The organism is Pseudomonas sp. PGPR40 (genome assembly GCF_022014505.1).
Taxonomy (GTDB): Bacteria; Pseudomonadota; Gammaproteobacteria; order Pseudomonadales; family Pseudomonadaceae; genus Aquipseudomonas.
Map to the genome: position 1 here is coordinate 99960 of NZ_JAKLSP010000005.1, position 18193 is coordinate 118152.

Sequence of the window (18193 nt, forward strand, 5' to 3'; positions counted from 1 at the left end):
CGTGGGAACGATCTTGGGTAGGCGTCAGTTCTTATGCAACTTCCTCATCAACTCCGCCTCAGCCTGGGTCAACCCGCAAGACTGGGTCAGTTCATCTACGCTGGCCCCCATCCCCACCAGGCGCGCAGCCTGAGCGAATGAAAGGCTCGACGGATCACGCTGCTCCAACTGAGCCAGTTTGTCCGGCAACGGGCCGACGACGGCGCGCAGTTCGTGCAGGTCTTCACCCATGCGCACGTTGCCGTTCTGGTAGTCGTCGACGCGTTTGGCCAGGTCCTTGATGCGCTGATCGCGCAGCGCATCGCCCTTGGCCTGTTGCACGGCGATCTGCCGCTGAGCGCGAATGTACGCCAGCAGCATCGCCAGCGTGCCTGCCCAGAAGAGGAACAGGACAATGACAGCTACCTCAAGAATCAATCAGATGTTCTCCAGGTCCGACCATTCTTCTTCGCTCATCATCTTGTCCAGTTCGACCAGGATCAGCAGTTCGTTGTTCTTGTTGCACACGCCTTGAATGAACTTGGCGGACTCTTCGTTACCGACGTTCGGCGCGGTCTCGATTTCCGACTGACGCAGGTAAACCACTTCCGCCACGCTGTCGACCATGATGCCGACCACTTGCTTGTCGGCTTCGATGATGACGATCCGGGTGTTGTCGCTGATCTCGGCATTCATCAGGCCGAAGCGCTGACGGGTATCGATCACGGTGACCACGTTACCGCGCAGGTTGATGATGCCCAGCACGTAGCTCGGAGCCCCCGGGACCGGGGCGATTTCGGTGTAGCGCAGGACTTCCTGAACGCGCATCACGTTGATGCCGTAGGTTTCGTTGTCCAGTTTGAAGGTTACCCATTGCAGGATCGGATCTTCGGAACCCTTTGCAGCCGTCGCCTTATCATTCATACCCTGACCCCTCAAGAAACCGCCCTGGCGGTGTTGTTCTGTTATGTAGGTTTGTGGGCCGGCTTGCTGCCGCCCATGTGCTTTGCCCCACCGCTGGCGATCAGCTCGGCGAGTGCGCAAACGTCGAGCAAGGCACACATGTGTTCAATCACCGTGCCCGCCAGCCATGGCCGTTGACCCCGATGGCTGCGCCATTTGATTTCGTTCGGGTCCAGGCGCAATGAACGGCTGACCTGATGCACCGCCAGTCCCCACTCGTAGCCCTGAACTGAAATAACGTATTGCAGGCCTTGACGGAAATCATCGCGATAACGATCCGGCATGACCCAGCGCGCGGTATCCAGCACTTTCAGGTTGCCGGCCTGGCTCGGCAGAATCCCGAGGAACCATTCCGGCTGACCGAACAACGGCGTCAGCTCGTGACCGGCCAAAGAATAAATCGAACCCAGGCACACCAATGGCACCGCCAGGGTCAACCCGGCAACGTCGAACAACAGGCATTCGAACGGTTCGGCAGCCCATGCCGGACGACCATCGGTTTCCACCGGTGGCGGCGTGTTGCTCGGCGGCAGATGAACTTCGACCACCGGCGGCACCAAGGCTTGCAGCAGCGGTGCAATCGTCGACACGGGCGCCAGAATCGGTGCCGGCGCTTCGATCACGGCCACGGGTGCTTTCACCACTGGCGCAACGATGGGTGCAGCGGCCACGGCCGGTTTCTGTGCATCACGGGTCTGTTCTTCAAGCACGGCAGCCTGGAACTCATCCAGCGCGGCTTCAACCTCGACAACCTCGGGCAACGCCTCGACTTCTGGCGGCCACTCTTCGGTCGCGTCCTGCAGCAAGGCGTCCAGATAGGATTGGAGGGCCAGTTGCGGACGCGAGGTGATCTTCACCGGCCGATTCATGCCTGCTCCTCTGTAGGAGCGAGGCTTGCCCGCGAAGAACGATGACGCGATTTAACTGAGAACACGGCGGTGACTGCTTCGCGGGCAAGCCTCGCTCCTACAAGGGCTGCGTTCATGTCAGGCCACCTGTGGGACAAGTTGCTGCGCCAGCAGGTGCTTGAGCAGTGCGCGGTACGCGAGAACGCCGCGGCTCTTGCCGTCGAATTGTGAAGGCGTCAGCCCTGCCCGGCTGGCGTCACGCAAGCGGGTGTCGATCGGGATGTAGCCTTGCCAGATTTCTTCCGGGTACTTGTCGCGCAACACGCGAAGAGTGCCGAGAGAGGCCTGGGTACGACGGTCGAACAGGGTCGGCACGATGCTGAACGGCAGCGCCTGTTTGCGCGAGCGATTGATCATCGCCAGGGTGTTGACCATGCGCTCCAGGCCTTTGACGGCCAGATGCTCGGTCTGCACCGGGATCACCAACTGCTGGCTCGCCGCCAAGGCATTGACCATCAGCACGCCGAGCAACGGCGGGCTGTCGATCACGGCGTAATCGAAGTCCTGCCACAACTGCGCCAGGCTCTTGGCAATCACCAGGCCCAAACCACTCTGGCCCGGCGACTGGCGCTCAAGGGTTGCCAGCGCGGTGCTCGACGGCAACAGAGAAATGCGTTCGTCACTGGTGGGCATCAGCAACTGACCGGGCAAGCCTTGCGGCACGCTGCCCTTGTGCAGAAACAGGTCGTAGCTGCTGTGTTCCAGGCTGTCGGGATCGTAGCCGAAATAGCTGGTCATCGAGCCGTGGGGGTCGAGATCGACCACGACCACGCGCTTGCCCGCCTCCGCCAGTAAACCGGCTAAAGCAATGGAGGAAGTGGTTTTACCGACACCACCCTTTTGATTGGCGACTGCCCAGACTCTCATTCGGATTGTTCCTCCCGGCCGAATGGATCGACCGAGAAATAGCTCAACGTGTTAATGCGGGTGACGGAGAATTGACGGCGCTCTCTCGTCCCGGCGACTTGACCGGGGTCGGTGCAGTTTGTGTGCCAGCCCGCTTCAATGCGGCATCCGGCTGGGCATGAGCCGTTCCGGTACCGGTGAGACTGCGGCGTACATCGAGATTGCGTGAAACCACCAACACCACCCGACGGTTACGCGCCCGGCCTTCAGCAGTGGCGTTGTTGGCCACTGGCTGGAACTCGCCGTAACCCACCGACGCCAGACGACCGGGGTTCACGCCCTGCATCGCCAGCATGCGCACGATGCTTGCCGAACGGGCCGAAGACAGCTCCCAGTTGGTCGGGTATTGCGCGGTGCGGATCGGCTGATCGTCGGTGAAGCCTTCGACGTGGATCGGGTTGTCGAACGGCCTCAAAATGGCGGCGACCTTGTCGATGATATTGAACGCGATGTCGCTGGGCATGGCATCGCCACTGCCGAACAGCAGGCTGGAATTGAGCTCGATCTCGACCCACAACTCATTGCCGCGCACGGTCATCTGGTTGGAGCTGATCAAGTCGCCGAACGCCGCGCTGATGTCATCGGCAATGCTTTTGAGCGGATCATTGGCGGCCTGGGCGATGCCGGCGTCGATCTGTTCGCTGTCCTTGACCAGCGGCTTGGCCGGGGTCACGGTCTTCGGTCGCTCTTCGCCGATGGGGATCGGCTTGAGGGCGCGGTCGGAATCGGTAAACACCCCGATCAACGCCTCGGAAATGATCTTGTACTTGCCTTCGTTGATCGAAGAAATCGAGTACATCACCACGAAGAAAGCAAACAGCAACGTAATGAAGTCGGCGTAGGAAACGAGCCAGCGTTCGTGGTTTACGTGTTCTTCAGGTTGCCGACGACGAGCCATAATCCATTTCCCCCATCAATCCATGAAGCCCTGAAGCTTCAACTCGATAGAGCGAGGATTTTCACCTTCGGCGATCGACAGAATCCCCTCCAGCAACATCTCGCGATAACGCGACTGCCGCAACGCGATGGACTTGAGCTTGGCGGCAATCGGCAGCAGCATCAGGTTGGCACTGGCCACGCCGTAGATGGTGGCGACGAAGGCGACGGCAATGCCGCTGCCCAGTTGCGATGGATCGGCCAGGTTGCCCATGACATGAATCAGGCCCATCACCGCACCGATAATGCCGATGGTCGGCGCGTAGCCGCCCATGCTTTCGAAGACTTTGGCGGCTTCGATGTCGCGGCTTTCCTGGGTGTAGAAATCCACTTCCAGAATGCTGCGAATCGCTTCCGGCTCAGCACCGTCCACCAGCAGTTGCAGACCTTTGCGTGAGTAGCTGTCGGGTTCGGCGTCGGCCACCCCTTCCAGACCGAGCAAACCTTCCTTGCGGGCGGTCAGGCTCCAGTTCACGACGCGATCGATGCCGCCGGCCAGGTCCACGCGCGGTGGAAACAGAATCCAGGCGAGAATCTGCATGGCGCGCTTGAAGGCGCTCATCGGCGATTGCAGCAGCGCGGCGCCGATGGTCCCGCCGAGCACGATCAACGCTGCCGGGCCGTTGGCCAACGCACCGAGGTGACCGCCTTCAAGGTAGTTGCCGCCAATGATGGCGACGAACGCCATGATGATCCCGATAAGGCTGAGTACATCCATCAGAGGCACGCCTCGACCAGATGCCGGCCGATATCGTCCAGGCTGTATACCGCGTCCGCGAGCTCGGCTTTGACGATTGCCATTGGCATGCCGTAGATCACGCAGCTGGCTTCATCCTGGGCCCAGATCGCACTGCCGCCCTGCTTGAGCAGACGCGCGCCTTCACGACCGTCGGCGCCCATGCCGGTCAGTACTACCGCCAGAACTTTGTCGCCGTAGGATTTGGCCGCGGAACCGAAGGTGATGTCCACGCACGGCTTGTAGTTCAGACGCTCGTCGCCCGGCAGGATTTTTACCGCGCCACGGCCGTCGATCATCATTTGCTTGCCACCCGGAGCCAACAGCGCCAGGCCCGGACGCAGGATGTCGCCATCCTCGGCTTCCTTGACGCTGATGCGGCACAGCTTGTCCAGACGCTCGGCGAAAGCCTTGGTGAAGGCGGCCGGCATGTGCTGGATCAACACGAGCGGTGCCGGGAAGTTGGCCGGCAACTGCGTCAGTACCCGTTGCAGGGCAACCGGGCCACCGGTGGAGGTGCCGATGGCGACCAGTTTGTAGGCTTTGCGTTTCGGTGCCGGAGACGACGGAGTCGCTGCATGGGTGCGAGCCGGAATCGGTGCCGGTGCCGGTGCCGGACGAACAGGCGCGCTGCCGCCATAGCTGCTGACGCTCGAAGGCGCAGGCGTCGGGGCTGGCGCAGCCACCGGGGCCGGGGCGCTGTAGGCGCTGACACGACGGTTACTGCGCGAGATGCTCAGAATCTTCTCGCACAGCAGTTGCTTGACCTTCTCCGGGTTACGGGAGATGTCTTCGAAATTCTTCGGCAGGAAGTCCACCGCGCCGGCGTCCAGCGCATCGAGGGTGACCCGCGCGCCTTCGTGAGTCAGCGAGGAGAACATCAACACCGGGGTCGGGCAGCGCTGCATGATGTGCCGCACTGCGGTGATGCCGTCCATCATCGGCATCTCGTAGTCCATGGTGATCACGTCTGGCTTGAGGGCCAGGGCCTGATCGATCGCCTCTTTGCCGTTGGTCGCCGTACCGACGACCTGGATATTCGAATCCGCTGAAAGAATTTCCGAGACGCGGCGGCGGAAAAACCCCGAATCGTCCACCACCAGGACTTTGACTGCCATAAACACTCCGTTAGACGAGGCGAGGCTCAGTCGCCCCGCTCCCGCAGAATCAAATACGCCGTGCGGCGTAACGCTTGAGCATGCTCGGCACATCGAGAATCAGCGCAATGCGGCCGTCACCGGTAATGGTGGCGCCGGACATGCCCGGGGTTCCCTGGAGCATTTTGCCCAATGGCTTGATGACCACTTCTTCCTGGCCCACCAGTTGATCGACGACGAAGCCGATCCGCTGAGTGCCCACCGAAAGGATCACCACATGGCCTTCGCGCTGCTCCTCATGAGCGGCGGAGCTGACCAGCCAGCGTTTGAGGTAGAACAGAGGCAGCGCCTTGTCCCGCACGATCACCACTTCCTGGCCGTCCACCACGTTGGTGCGCGACAGGTCGAGGTGGAAGATCTCGTTGACGTTCACCAGCGGGAACGCGAACGCCTGGTTGCCGAGCATAACCATCAGCGTCGGCATGATCGCCAGGGTCAACGGGACCTTGATGACGATCTTCGAGCCCTTGCCCTTGGTCGAGTAGATATTGATGGTGCCGTTGAGCTGGGCGATCTTGGTTTTCACCACGTCCATGCCCACGCCGCGCCCGGAGACGTCAGAAATCTCGGTCTTGGTCGAGAAGCCCGGGGCGAAGATCAGGTTGAAGCAATCCGACTCGCTGAGACGGTCCGCGGCATCCTTGTCCATCAGGCCTTTCTTCACGGCGATACCGCGCAGAACATCGGCGTCCATACCTTTGCCATCATCGGAGATGGACAGCAGGATGTGATCGCCTTCCTGTTCCGCGGACAGGATCACCTTGCCGCTGCGAGGCTTGCCCATCGCTTCGCGATCAGCTGGCTCTTCGATGCCGTGGTCGACCGAGTTACGCACCAAGTGGACCAACGGGTCGGCCAGGGCCTCGACGAGGTTCTTGTCGAGGTCGGTTTCTTCGCCGACCAGTTCCAGGTTGATCTCTTTCTTGAGCTGGCGAGCCAGGTCGCGAACCAGGCGCGGGAAGCGCCCGAAGACTTTCTTGATCGGTTGCATCCGGGTCTTCATGACCGCGGTTTGCAGGTCGGCCGTGACCACATCGAGGTTCGACACGGCCTTGGACATGGCTTCATCGCCGCTGTTGAGACCCAGACGGACCAAGCGGTTACGCACCAGCACCAACTCACCGACCATGTTCATGATTTCGTCGAGACGCGCGGTATCGACCCGCACGGTGGTCTCGGCTTCGCTGGCCGGTTTTTCCGCTGGTGGCGCAGCCGGGGCACGAGCAGCAGCCGGCGCAGCAGCGGCAACAGGCTTGGGCGCTTGGGCTTTTGGCTCGGGCGCTTTGGCGACAGGTGCCTTGGCGACCGGGGTTGCTACTGCAGAAACAGCAGAACCGGTGCCCACTTCAGTGAATTTGCCTTTGCCGTGCAATTCGTCGAGCAGCGATTCGAACTCGTGATCGGAAATCAGATCGCTGCCGGCCGCTTTAGCGGTTGGCGCAGCCGGGGCCGGGGCCGAAGCAATCGCCGACTCCAGCGCATCGACTGCAAAGTTGCCTTTGCCGTGCAGCTGATCGAGCAGTGCTTCGAACTCGTCGTCGGTGATGTCGGAGCTGTCGCCTGCCGTTTTCGGGGCAGTCGGTGCGGCGGGCGCTGCGACGACTGCATCGGCGGCGAACTGGCCTTTGCCATGCAATTGATCGAGCAACGACTCGAACTCGGCATCGGTGATTTCGTCGCTTGTCGCCGCATCGTCGGCAGGCGGAGCAACCAAAGGCACCTCGGCCTGGGCCTTGACGGCATTCAGCGAGTCCAGCAGTTGTTCGAATTCGTTATCGGTGATGTCGCCTGATTCGCTTTCAGCGGCAGGCTCTTGCACCACCTCAGCGACCGGTGCTGCCTCATCGGCGTTTTGCGGCTCGGCCAGACGGGCCAATGCTGCAAGCAATTCAGGCGTGGCAGCCGTGATCGGGCTGCGTTCGCGGACTTCGCTGAACATGCCGTTCACCGCGTCCAGTGCTTCAAGAACCACGTCCATCAGTTCCGAGTCGACGCGCCGTTCACCCTTGCGCAGGATGTCGAACACGTTCTCGGCGATGTGACAGCACTCCACCAGCTCGTTGAGCTGGAGGAAGCCGGCGCCCCCTTTTACAGTGTGAAAACCGCGAAAAATTGCATTGAGCAAATCCGCATCATCCGGTCGGCTTTCAAGCTCGACCAGCTGTTCGGACAGTTGCTCTAGAATCTCGCCGGCCTCAACCAGGAAATCCTGAAGGATCTCTTCATCGGCGCCGAAGCTCATTAAGGGGGTGCTCCTAAAGGTCTAAAAACCTGAAAACCTAAAATCCAAGACTGGATAGCAAATCGTTCACATCGTCCTGACCGGACACAACGTCTTCTCTTTTATCGGCATGAATCTGCGGACCTTCACCCTGAGAGAGATGTTTTTGCGGATCTTTTTCAGCGAGCATTGCTTCACGGTCATGTTCGATACCCGCAAAGCGGTCGACCTGACTGGCCATGAGCACGAGCTTGAGCAGGTTGCTTTCAACTTCGGTGACTAATTGGGTCACGCGCTTGATCACCTGACCGGTGAGGTCCTGGTAATCCTGGGCCAGCAGAATGTCGTTGAGGTTGCTCGACACGACGCGGTTGTCTTCGCTGCTGCGTGTCAGGAAACCGTCAACCCGCCGGGCCAGTTCGCGGAACTCTTCAGCCCCGACTTCGCGACGCATGAACCGTCCCCAATCCGTGCTCAGCGCCTGAGCTTCGTCGCTCAGGCTGTTGATCAGCGGCGTGGCGTTTTCCACCAGGTCCATGGTGCGGTTGGCCGCGGCCTCGGTCAGCTTGACCACATACCCCAGGCGCTCGGTGGCATCCGTGATCTGAGACACTTCCTCGGCTTGCGGCATGTGCGGGTCAATCTGGAAATTGACGATCGCGCTATGCAGCTCGCGGGTGAGCTTGCCCACTTCCTGGTACAGGCCGCGGTCACGGGTCTGGTTGAGCTCATGGATCAGTTGCACAGCGTCGCCGAACCTACCTTTTTCAAGGCTTTCGACCAGTTCGACCGCGTGTTTTTTCAGGGTCGACTCGAAATCGCCCTGTGAAGATTCGTTATGCTCCATAGCTCCCCCGTGACGGACTGGCTTTGCACATCAACCGATGCGTTCGAAGATCTTTTCAATCTTGTCTTTCAACGCCTGAGCCGTGAATGGCTTGACCACATAACCGTTCACACCCGCCTGAGCGGCTTCGATGATTTGCTCACGCTTGGCTTCGGCCGTGACCATCAACACCGGCAGGTGTTTGAGTTTTTCATCGGCACGCACGTGGCGCAGCAGATCAATACCGGTCATGCCGGGCATGTTCCAGTCCGTTACCAGAAAGTCGATGCTCCCGCTGTTGAGAACCGGAATGGCAGTGGTGCCATCGTCCGCCTCGACCGTGTTGGTGAACCCAAGGTCACGCAACAGGTTTTTTATGATCCGCCGCATCGTCGAGAAGTCATCAACGATGAGGATTTTCATATTCTTGTCCAATTCGACCTCCAAGCAGTCTTAAAACGCGCGCAGCACCTGAACGCGCCGTTCAATCAATTCGGCGTAACACTCAACAGTTGCATGGATTACAACGGGCCGTGACTGATGCAGCAAAATGCCGTACCAACCTCGTTCGCAGTGTCCCCACACTGCCTGTCAGCGCGCTCGCCACTCCCCCAAACGCCCCCGCAAACGGGCCGCGCACTGGCTGTGTAACTGGCTGACCCGCGATTCGCTGACCCCCAGGACCTCACCGATTTCCTTGAGATTCAACTCTTCGTCGTAGTACAGCGCCAACACCAGTCGCTCACGCTCCGGCAAATTGGCAATCGCGTCCGCCAGCGCTTTCTGGAAGCGTTCATCTTCCAGATCGCGTGACGGCTCGAGATGAGCACTGGCGCCATCCTCGTGCAGCCCTTCGTGTTCGCCGTCCTGCAACAGATCGTCGAAACTGAATAACCGGCTGCCCAGGGTGTCGTTCAAAATCCCGTAATAATCGTCGAGGCTCAATTGGAGTTCGGCCGCAACCTCATGATCTTTAGCGTCACGACCGGTTTTAGCTTCAATCGAGCGAATTGCGTCGCTGACCATGCGGGTATTGCGGTGAACCGAGCGTGGTGCCCAGTCCCCCTTGCGCACTTCATCGAGCATCGCGCCGCGGATTCGAATGCCCGCGTACGTCTCGAAACTCGCGCCTTTGCTGGCGTCGTATTTGGTGGAAACTTCAAGCAGGCCGATCATCCCGGCCTGGATCAGGTCTTCGACCTGGACACTGGCCGGCAAACGCGCCAGCAGGTGGTAGGCAATGCGTTTGACCAGTGGCGCGTAACGCTCGATCAGCTCGTACTGCGCGTCACGTGCCGACTGCTTGTAGAGGTTGTAACCGCTGGCTGTCATAGAACGGGTCCTGCGGTCTGTTGCACGAGGCGCTCGACGAAAAACTCCAGGTGCCCACGCGGGTTGGCCGGCAGCGGCCAGGTATCGACCTTCTGTGCAATGGCCTTGAACGCCAGGGCGCACTTGGAACGCGGGAAGGCTTCGTAGACGGCACGTTGCTTCTGCACGGCCTTGCGCACGCTTTCGTCGTAAGGCACCGCACCGACGTATTGCAAGGCGACGTCGAGGAAACGATCGGTGACCTTGGTCAACTTGGCGAACAGGTTGCGGCCTTCCTGCGGGCTCTGCGCCATATTGGCCAGGACACGGAAGCGATTCATGCCGTAGTCACGATTCAGCAGTTTGATCAGCGCGTAGGCGTCGGTGATCGAGGTCGGCTCGTCGCACACCACCAGCAGTACTTCTTGCGCTGCGCGGACGAAACTGACCACCGAGTCACCAATGCCCGCAGCGGTGTCGATCACCAATACGTCGAGGTTGTCGCCGATGTCACTGAAAGCCTGGATCAGGCCGGCATGCTGGGCCGGGCTCAGATGAACCATGCTCTGCGTACCGGACGCGGCCGGGACGATGCGAATACCGCCGGGCCCTTGCAACAGCACGTCGCGCAGTTCACAGCGGCCTTCGATCACGTCGGCCAGGGTACGTTTGGGTGTCAGCCCCAGCAGGACGTCGACGTTCGCCAGCCCCAGATCGGCATCCAGCAGCATGACGCGCCGGCCGAGCTCAGCTAGAGCCAGGGACAAGTTCACTGACACGTTAGTCTTCCCGACGCCACCTTTGCCGCCGGTCACCGCGATCACCTGTACGGGATGCATGCTGCCCATGTTATTTCTTTACCTTGTCTTGCATAGACGGAGGCCACATTACTGGCTGCGCGTTCACCAACTGAACAATGCATGGCAGACCATCGATGTAGGTACAAAAACTGTTCATTAATACCTTAGCCAACCTGCTTGGTCGGGCTGTGGTAAATATCAGCGAACATGTCAGCCATGGCTTCTTCGCTGGGTTCTTCCTGCATTTGCACACTCACGGCGCGGCTGACCAGCTGATGACGACGCGGCAGATGCAAATCATCCGGGATCCGCGGGCCATCGGTCAGATACGCCACCGGCAACTCATGACTGATGGCCAGGCTCAACACCTCGCCCAAGCTTGCCGTTTCATCCAGTTTAGTCAGGATGCAGCCGGCAAGGCCGCAACGTTTGTAACTGTGATAAGCGGCGGTTAGAACCTGTTTCTGGCTGGTGGTTGCCAAGACCAGATAATTTTTTGATTTGATGCCGCGTCCGGCCAGGCTTTCGAGTTGCATGCGCAGTGCCGGATCGCTGGCCTGCAGGCCGGCGGTATCGATCAGCACCACGCGTTTGCGCAGCAAGGGCTCCATTGCCTGCACCAGCGATTGGCCCGGGTCAATGTGGGTGACCGATACGTTGAGAATGCGGCCCAGGGTCTTGAGCTGTTCCTGAGCACCGATGCGATAACTGTCCATGCTCACCAGCGCAATGTTCTGCGCGCCGTACTTGAGCACATAACGGGCCGCGAGCTTGGCCAGCGTGGTGGTCTTGCCCATGCCGGCCGGGCCGACCATGGCAATCACGCCGCCCTCTTCCAGCGGCTCGACTTCCGGGGTGGCGATCATCCGCGCCAGGTGGGCGAGCAACATGCGCCAGGCCTGACGGGGTTCTTCAATTTCAGTAATCAGTGCCAGCAGATCGCGCGACAGCGGACCGGACAGACCGATGCGTTGCAGGCGGCGCCAGAGGTTGGCCTGGGCCGGACGGCTGCCTTGCAGTTGATTCCAGGCCAGCGAGCCAAGTTGCACTTCCATCAATTCACGCAGGCTGTTGAGTTCGAAACGCATCGAGTCGAATGCCCGCGGGTCGACACCGGTGGCTGTGGCAGGCGCGGGTGCCGGGCGCCGGGGCTCGGCCAGCGTCGGTTCGATCAGCGGCTCGGCGGCGGTCAACGGCAGGCCGGCGAACAATTGGCGGTTGGTGGTTTTGTCGCTCTCGCCATCGCTACGCAGGCTCAGTTCGGCCTGGGCGGTAGCGATCCGCGACTGGGTCTTGCGCAGTTCATCCTCGAGTTCCATGTTCGGAACACGCGGGGCCAGCGCCGACAATTTGTAGTCCAGGGCAGCCGTCAGCTCGACACCACCGGCGATCCGGCGATTGCCAATGATGGCGGCATCGGCGCCCAGTTCATCGCGAACCAGTTTCATGGCCTGACGCATATCGGCGGCGAAAAAACGCTTAACTTGCATAAACCACTACCTCAGCCGTTGGGCCCTACTGTCGCAACGATGGTCACTTGCTTGTTGTCAGGAATTTCCTGATAAGCCAACACATGCAAACCCGGGACTGCCAGCCGGCCGAATCGCGAGAGCATCGCGCGAACCGGACCGGCCACCAGCAGAATCACCGGTTGACCTTGCATTTCCTGACGCTGTGCCGCTTCGATCAACGAACGTTGCAGTTTCTCCGCCATGCTGGGCTCCAGCAGAACGCCCTCTTCCGAGCCTTGTCCTGCCTTCTGAAGACTATTGAGCAATATTTGTTCCAACCTTGGTTCCAAGGTGATCACAGGCAGCTCCGACTCAGTCCCTACAATGCTTTGCACGATGGCACGAGATACGCCGACGCGCACCGCGGCCACCAAAGCGGCAGTATCTTGACTCTTGGCGGCGTTGTTCGCGATGGCTTCGGCGATGCTGCGGATGTCCCGTACCGGCACCTGCTCGGCCAGCAACGCCTGCAAGACTTTGAGCAGCTGCGACAGCGAAACCACCCCCGGCACCAGCTCTTCGGCCAGTTTCGGCGAGCTTTTGGCCAGCAAATGCATGAGTTGCTGGACTTCTTCGTGGCCGATCAGCTCGCTGGAGTGCTTGTACAGAATCTGGTTCAAGTGGGTTGCCACTACCGTACTGGCATCAACCACGGTGTAACCGAGGGATTGCGCCTGGGCGCGCTGGCTGATTTCGATCCAGACCGCCTCCAGACCGAAAGCCGGATCTTTGGCGGTGATGCCGTTGAGCGTGCCGTAGACCTGCCCCGGGTTGATCGCCAATTCGCGCTCCGGGTAAATCTCGGCCTCGGCCAAAATCACGCCCATCAAGGTCAGGCGGTAGGCGCTGGGCGCCAGATCGAGGTTGTCACGGATATGCACCGTCGGCATCAGGAAGCCCAGGTCCTGGGAAAGCTTTTTACGCACCCCCTTGATCCGTGCCAGCAACTGACCACCCTGGTTGCGGTCCACCAGCGGAATCAGGCGATAACCGACTTCCAGGCCGATCATGTCGATCGGCGTCACGTCATCCCAGCCAAGCTCCTTGGTTTCCTGGGCCCGGGCCGGCGACGGCAGCAGTTCCTGCTGACGCTTGACCTCTTGCAGGGCCTGAACCTTGGCTACGTTCTGCTTTTTCCAGAACAGGTAAGCGCCGCCCGCCGCCAAGGCTGCCATGCTCAGAAAGGAGAAGTGCGGCATGCCCGGCACCAGGCCCATCACCGCCATCAAGCCAGCGGCCACCGCCAAAGCTTTTGGCGAGGCAAACATCTGACGATTGATTTGTTTGCCCATGTCTTCCGAACCGGAAGCACGGGTCACCATGATCGCAGCGGCCGTCGACAACAGCAGTGATGGCAATTGCGCCACCAAACCGTCACCGATGGTCAACAAGGCGTACACCCGACCGGCATCGCCAAAGCTCATGCCGTGCTGGAAAATACCGACCGCCATGCCGCCGATCAGGTTGATGAACAGAATCAGCAGACCGGCAATGGCGTCTCCGCGCACGAACTTGCTGGCACCGTCCATCGAACCGTAGAACTCGGCTTCCTGAGCCACTTCCATCCGGCGCAGCTTCGCCTGATTCTGATCGATCAGGCCGGCGTTCAAGTCGGCATCGATCGCCATCTGTTTACCAGGCATCGCATCGAGGGTGAAACGCGCGCTGACCTCGGAAATCCGCCCGGCGCCCTTGGTCACCACGACGAAGTTGATGATCATCAAAATCGCAAAGACCACGATACCGACCACGTAGTTACCGCCGATCACCACTTCACCGAAGGCCTGGATCACCTTACCGGCGGCGGCATGGCCGTCCTGGCCGTGAAGCATCACCACCCGCGTCGAGGCCACGTTCAGCGCCAGTCGCAGCAACGTCGCCACCAGCAGAATGGTCGGGAACACCGCAAAATCCAGCGGCCGCAAGGCGTACACGCAGACCAGCAAAACGACGATGGACAAGGCAATGTTGAACGTGAAAAACACGTCCAGCAGGAACGGCGGCACCGGCAACATCATCATGGCCAGCATGACCAGCAGCAACAGCGGCACGCCCAGATTGCCTCGACTGAGGTCGGCAACGTTTGTGCGTGCAGTGTTGATTAACTGAGAGCGATCCACCGGTTTTCCCCGTTCCTTTAAAGCAAACTTTTGACGCCTGAAGCAGGCTCGGGGCGGCTACTGCAAGAAGCTTTCCAACTTTTGCCGGGGGTTGAAATAGAGGTCTGTTTCGGGGGTTGTATTGCCTGTACCGACGCCTTCGCGGGCAAGCCTCGCTCCTACAGGTTTTGAGTTATACGTGACATATGCGAACGACACAGGACTGTAGGAGCGAGGCTTGCCCGCGAAGAGGCCAGCATTACCAACACAACAATCAGGAATCGCGGCGCAGATCCGGTGGAATCGGCAAATCCTCCTTGAGCGGATCGAGCCGCTTACCCTTGCCCATGAGGCATGCAGGGCCGCTGCACAGACTACCGACCCTATCAGTTCTGCTAGTACCCAACCTGAGCACCCGCATAGATACTCAGACTCCACTCTTCAAAAACAGGGATGAGCCCCCTACTTGCCTTGATGCAAAGCTACAAAATTAGCCGAACCATCAAAGGCGCCCGACCGAACCAATATTTGACGTTAACAAAAGGAGCAAATAGAAACAAAGCCCTGTCCTTCATAGAAGAGCTAAAAACCGAAACTAATTCAAGAATCCTACTGGAAAAGCAACAATCCAGATTCATACAAGACTTTAATAGAATCACATCCCCGAAAACGTTGGAAAGCGCCCCCCCGCCTGGAAGCCTTGGCCAGAAAGACGATATTGAGTAAAGGACTCTCTACCAGCCGTCTCCCCTCGATGATAGAAGAAACAGTACATCCGGCACAGTACAGGCAAGTCGTTGAGTATTTAAATAACAGTAGCAACGCAAGCAACCCAGCGCTTAGCTTAAGTAAATTGCACTTTCTGCCCAGCGAAATAGCCAAATCCCAAGACCCAATCTTTAAAAAAGTAGCCACTCGATACAGGGAAGAAATGCTCCAAATCAGATCACTCGACGCAATTCACTACCGAAACATTAGACGCGCAAAAAAATACTTTGAAGCCCCCCATTACCTTGTTCTGCCAAATCTCTGAGAGATGAACGTCAAATCCCCGGTCAAGAATTCCGCCGCAAATCCGGCAGAATCGGCAAATCATCCTTCAGCGGATCCGGTCGCTTGCCCTTACCGGCGCGGTACTGCCGAATCTGATAGACATACGCCAACACCTGCGCCACAGCCAGATACAACCCACCCGGAATTTCCTACTCCAGCTACGTAGAGTATCGACCGCGCCAGCACCGGCGATTCCAGCAACAGGACCTCGTTGGCCGCCACGACAATGATGATCAGCCCGCAGGCCATCCACAGGGTGCTCCAGCCGAGCACTTGCAGGCTATGGGCGATCGCGCGGTCCAGCGGCTCATGGGCGATGCAAAAAAAAGGGACACCCATTAGCCTCGACTTGAGATCGGCTGATGGACGCCCCTTTTCTTCCGATCTCCCCCGCGCCTTTTTTCCTACACTTTGAGCTTGAGTGAAACTTCATCAACATACGTAGTTGTACCACTCGCCAGAGCGCCACCAGACAAGCCGACGATTAAGAAATCACTGCCGCCTACATTAGGCACCTTATATTCCATCTGGTAATTGACCCAATCATTGGTGACAGTGAGAGATTGATCTATTGAGCCCTGCCCATTACTTCGAATGAACACTCGTCCACCAGTAGCGCCCACGGTGGGTCCCACGGCTTTGGCTCTGAATTTAAAAATATACGTTTTATTAAACGTTACACTCACCGATTGGCGAGCGCTGCCCAGATGGGAAACGAGGATACAGGGGTTGCCATCGTCAAGAAAAATCTGCGCCTTAGCGTCGATATTCGGACGCAGCAGTTGCCAATACTCTTCTCCCTGATTAAAGGAGCCGTTTTTGATCAACTCATCGGGATCGATGACCTCCTCCTCTCTGCGTAGCAAGACATCATCGAAATCCAGTTTGCCGGTAACTCCAAAGAGGGTGATTAGAAGACTGTCCGTGGCCGACAAGCTCCTGAAACGCACCTTCTGCTCTTTCCAGTCGTGCACATCGCTCAAATAGACACGGAAATCGACCCCGCCCCCTATGACTCCTATGTAGCCGGTGGGGTTTCGATCCTGGCCGTCGGATTGTCTCTCACTACCTCTGGTGTTTACTGAAAGGGAATAGAGCGTCGATGGTGTAATGCCTCGAACCACTTGCATTGCGGAACCGGAAATAGAGGAGGCAAAGTATGGGTTGCCAGCCTCGATCTCTCGGGTGGCAAGCGACTCCGGCACCGTCTTTTCAAACGTCCATTCGGAGCTTTCCTCATCTGCAAAGTCGCCATCTTTCACTAGGTTGTTGAGACACGGCGCCATATTCATTGAAAAGTTCGTCATCTCGAATTCCTTTTTCGCGATCAGTGGTAGGAGGAGTTATTAAATGCTGAAGGGAGGAGAATTGGCTACTGTCAGAAGTAACAGGTAGGGGGTGGACTCCGACAGTTGGTAGTGGAATCCTGATACAGCGCGGTTGCAGGTTTTTAGGTCGCTGCGCTCCCCCCAACGGGCGGTATGGCGGGTTGGGTCAAAGCGCAATCTGTTGGGAGCGGGCTTGCGCCGGACGGCGTTCCGACGAAAGCGGTGTGTCAGTCGACATCTTCATCGCCTGGCACGGCCTCTTCGCGGGCAAGCTCGCTCCCACAGGTTTGGTTTGTTGACTGACTGGCTCGGGACTTTTCAGGAATCGCGGCGCAGATCCGGCGGAATCGGCAGTTCATCCTGGAGCGGATCCGGCCGCTTACCCTTACCTGTTCGGTATTGACGAATCTGATAGACATACGCCAGCACCTGCGCAACCGCCAGATACAACCCGCCGGGAATTTCCTGTTCCAGTTCAGTGGAGTAATAAATCGAACGCGCCAGCGCCGGCGACTCGAGCAACAACACTTCATTGGCCACAGCAATTTCACGAATCTTCAACGCCAGGAAGTCGCTGCCCTTGGCGACCAGCATCGGCGCCCCGCCCTTTTCCGGATCGTATTTGAGCGCCACGGCGTAGTGAGTCGGGTTGGTAATGACCACGTCGGCCTCGGGGATCGCGGCCATCATCCGCCGCTGGGACATCTCGCGTTGCAACTGGCGAATGCGCTGCTTGACCTCTGGTTTACCTTCCTGATCCTTGTGCTCATCGCGCACTTCCTGCTTGGTCATCTTCAGTTTTTTCAGGCTTTCCCAAATCTGTACCGGCACGTCGACCGCAGCGATGAGGATCAGCCCGCAAGCCATCCACAAGGTGCTCCAGCCAACCAATTGCAGGCTGTGAATGATCGCCATGTCCAATGGCTCATGGGCGATGCGCAGCAGATCGTCGATGTCCGACGACAAGACCACCAACGCCACGAACAATACGATGAAAAACTTCGCCAGGGCTTTGAGCAATTCAACCAACGCTTTGGCCGAGAACATCCGTTTCAGTCCCGCGCCCGGGTTCATCCGACTGAATTTCGGCGCCATGGAGCCCGCCGCGAACAGCCAGCCGCCGAGGGAGATCGGGCCGATCACCGCAGCCAACAGCAAAGTGATCATCACCGGTTGAATCGCCAGCAGGGCAATCTGTCCCGAGTGCAGCAAGAAGGTGCCCATGTTGCGCTCATCCAGAATCACTTCCCGCGACAGCGTGAAGTTCATCCGCATCAGCTCCATCATGTCCTGCGCCAACGCACCACCAAAAATCAGCAGCGCACCGGCACCGGCGAGCATGATTGCCAGCGTATTGAGTTCCTTGGAGCGCGCAATCTCGCCCTTCTCACGGGAGTCCTTTTTACGTTTTTCCGTGGGGTCTTCTGTTTTGTCCTGACCGCTTTCGCTCTCAGCCATG

16 protein-coding genes and 1 pseudogene are annotated in these 18193 nt (G+C 58.9%); all 17 read right to left on the bottom strand.

Features of this window, described 5'->3' with window-relative positions; translation table 11 throughout:
• Window positions 1-24: 24 nt before the first annotated feature.
• The gene (locus MEB48_RS06510; protein WP_237882956.1) at window positions 25-417 is read right to left on the bottom strand and encodes a DUF2802 domain-containing protein; all 393 of its coding nucleotides are present in this window, start codon (window positions 415-417) and stop codon (window positions 25-27) included.
• A complete protein-coding gene (locus MEB48_RS06515) occupies window positions 418-903 on the bottom strand; it encodes a chemotaxis protein CheW (RefSeq protein WP_007946765.1) in 486 nt (161 codons plus the stop codon).
• A gap of 41 nt (window positions 904-944) precedes the next feature.
• Complete coding sequence (locus MEB48_RS06520; protein WP_237882958.1) at window positions 945-1811, bottom strand: CheW domain-containing protein; 867 nt, start codon at window positions 1809-1811, stop codon at window positions 945-947.
• A 117-nt stretch (window positions 1812-1928) separates the two neighbouring features.
• Window positions 1929-2717 (bottom strand): ParA family protein, encoded by a 789-nt coding sequence (locus MEB48_RS06525; RefSeq protein ID WP_237882960.1) that lies wholly within the window; start codon window positions 2715-2717, stop codon window positions 1929-1931.
• A gap of 43 nt (window positions 2718-2760) precedes the next feature.
• The gene (gene motD, locus MEB48_RS06530) at window positions 2761-3657 is read right to left on the bottom strand and encodes a flagellar motor protein MotD (RefSeq protein WP_442969066.1); all 897 of its coding nucleotides are present in this window, start codon (window positions 3655-3657) and stop codon (window positions 2761-2763) included.
• 12 nt (window positions 3658-3669) lie between these two features.
• A complete protein-coding gene (locus MEB48_RS06535) occupies window positions 3670-4410 on the bottom strand; it encodes a flagellar motor protein (RefSeq protein ID WP_095051775.1) in 741 nt (246 codons plus the stop codon).
• Window positions 4410-5546: a protein-glutamate methylesterase/protein-glutamine glutaminase gene (locus MEB48_RS06540; protein WP_237882964.1), complete on the bottom strand. Its 1137-nt coding sequence runs from the start codon at window positions 5544-5546 to the stop codon at window positions 4410-4412. Before MEB48_RS06540 ends, MEB48_RS06535 begins: the two co-directional genes overlap by 1 nt.
• A 49-nt stretch (window positions 5547-5595) precedes the next feature.
• Window positions 5596-7827, bottom strand: a complete 2232-nt coding sequence (locus MEB48_RS06545) for a chemotaxis protein CheA (protein ID WP_237882966.1) — start codon at window positions 7825-7827, stop codon at window positions 5596-5598.
• A 37-nt stretch (window positions 7828-7864) separates the two neighbouring features.
• Window positions 7865-8653, bottom strand: coding sequence for a protein phosphatase CheZ (locus tag MEB48_RS06550; protein WP_237882968.1), 789 nt, complete (start codon window positions 8651-8653; stop codon window positions 7865-7867).
• 30 nt (window positions 8654-8683) lie between these two features.
• Window positions 8684-9055: a chemotaxis response regulator CheY gene (locus MEB48_RS06555; protein ID WP_024012118.1), complete on the bottom strand. Its 372-nt coding sequence runs from the start codon at window positions 9053-9055 to the stop codon at window positions 8684-8686.
• Window positions 9056-9223: 168 nt separating this feature from the next.
• Window positions 9224-9964 (bottom strand): RNA polymerase sigma factor FliA, encoded by a 741-nt coding sequence (gene fliA / locus MEB48_RS06560; protein WP_095051771.1) that lies wholly within the window; start codon window positions 9962-9964, stop codon window positions 9224-9226.
• The gene (gene fleN, locus MEB48_RS06565; protein ID WP_003222917.1) at window positions 9961-10791 is read right to left on the bottom strand and encodes a flagellar synthesis regulator FleN; all 831 of its coding nucleotides are present in this window, start codon (window positions 10789-10791) and stop codon (window positions 9961-9963) included. Before fleN ends, fliA begins: the two co-directional genes overlap by 4 nt.
• 116 nt (window positions 10792-10907) lie before the next feature.
• Window positions 10908-12233, bottom strand: a complete 1326-nt coding sequence (gene flhF / locus MEB48_RS06570) for a flagellar biosynthesis protein FlhF (RefSeq protein WP_237882969.1) — start codon at window positions 12231-12233, stop codon at window positions 10908-10910.
• A gap of 11 nt (window positions 12234-12244) precedes the next feature.
• Window positions 12245-14374, bottom strand: a complete 2130-nt coding sequence (gene flhA / locus MEB48_RS06575; protein ID WP_237882971.1) for a flagellar biosynthesis protein FlhA — start codon at window positions 14372-14374, stop codon at window positions 12245-12247.
• Between the two features lie 1034 nt (window positions 14375-15408).
• Window positions 15409-15724, bottom strand: a pseudogene (locus MEB48_RS06580) (hypothetical protein); the annotation flags it as partial.
• An 86-nt stretch (window positions 15725-15810) separates the two neighbouring features.
• The gene (locus MEB48_RS06585; RefSeq protein ID WP_237882974.1) at window positions 15811-16713 is read right to left on the bottom strand and encodes a carbohydrate binding domain-containing protein; all 903 of its coding nucleotides are present in this window, start codon (window positions 16711-16713) and stop codon (window positions 15811-15813) included.
• A 339-nt stretch (window positions 16714-17052) separates the two neighbouring features.
• Window positions 17053-18192, bottom strand: a complete 1140-nt coding sequence (flhB, locus tag MEB48_RS06590; protein ID WP_237882976.1) for a flagellar biosynthesis protein FlhB — start codon at window positions 18190-18192, stop codon at window positions 17053-17055.
• Window position 18193 lies beyond the last annotated feature (1 nt).

Excerpts from the sequence above, each read along its gene's own strand:
- MEB48_RS06550 (WP_237882968.1), bottom strand. The coding sequence starts at position 8,653 with ATGGAGCATAACGAATCTTCACAGGGCGATTTCGAGTCGACCCTGAAA.
- MEB48_RS06540 (WP_237882964.1), bottom strand. The coding sequence starts at position 5,546 with ATGGCAGTCAAAGTCCTGGTGGTGGACGATTCGGGGTTTTTCCGCCGC.
- fliA (WP_095051771.1), bottom strand. The coding sequence starts at position 9,964 with ATGACAGCCAGCGGTTACAACCTCTACAAGCAGTCGGCACGTGACGCG.
- MEB48_RS06545 (WP_237882966.1), bottom strand. The coding sequence starts at position 7,827 with ATGAGCTTCGGCGCCGATGAAGAGATCCTTCAGGATTTCCTGGTTGAG.
- flhF (WP_237882969.1), bottom strand. The coding sequence starts at position 12,233 with ATGCAAGTTAAGCGTTTTTTCGCCGCCGATATGCGTCAGGCCATGAAA.
- MEB48_RS06515 (WP_007946765.1), bottom strand. The coding sequence starts at position 903 with ATGAATGATAAGGCGACGGCTGCAAAGGGTTCCGAAGATCCGATCCTG.
- MEB48_RS06520 (WP_237882958.1), bottom strand. The coding sequence starts at position 1,811 with ATGAATCGGCCGGTGAAGATCACCTCGCGTCCGCAACTGGCCCTCCAA.
- flhB (WP_237882976.1), bottom strand. The coding sequence starts at position 18,192 with ATGGCTGAGAGCGAAAGCGGTCAGGACAAAACAGAAGACCCCACGGAA.
- MEB48_RS06585 (WP_237882974.1), bottom strand. The coding sequence starts at position 16,713 with ATGACGAACTTTTCAATGAATATGGCGCCGTGTCTCAACAACCTAGTG.
- MEB48_RS06525 (WP_237882960.1), bottom strand. The coding sequence starts at position 2,717 with ATGAGAGTCTGGGCAGTCGCCAATCAAAAGGGTGGTGTCGGTAAAACC.
- fleN (WP_003222917.1), bottom strand. The coding sequence starts at position 10,791 with ATGGGCAGCATGCATCCCGTACAGGTGATCGCGGTGACCGGCGGCAAA.
- MEB48_RS06555 (WP_024012118.1), bottom strand. The coding sequence starts at position 9,055 with ATGAAAATCCTCATCGTTGATGACTTCTCGACGATGCGGCGGATCATA.
- MEB48_RS06535 (WP_095051775.1), bottom strand. The coding sequence starts at position 4,410 with ATGGATGTACTCAGCCTTATCGGGATCATCATGGCGTTCGTCGCCATC.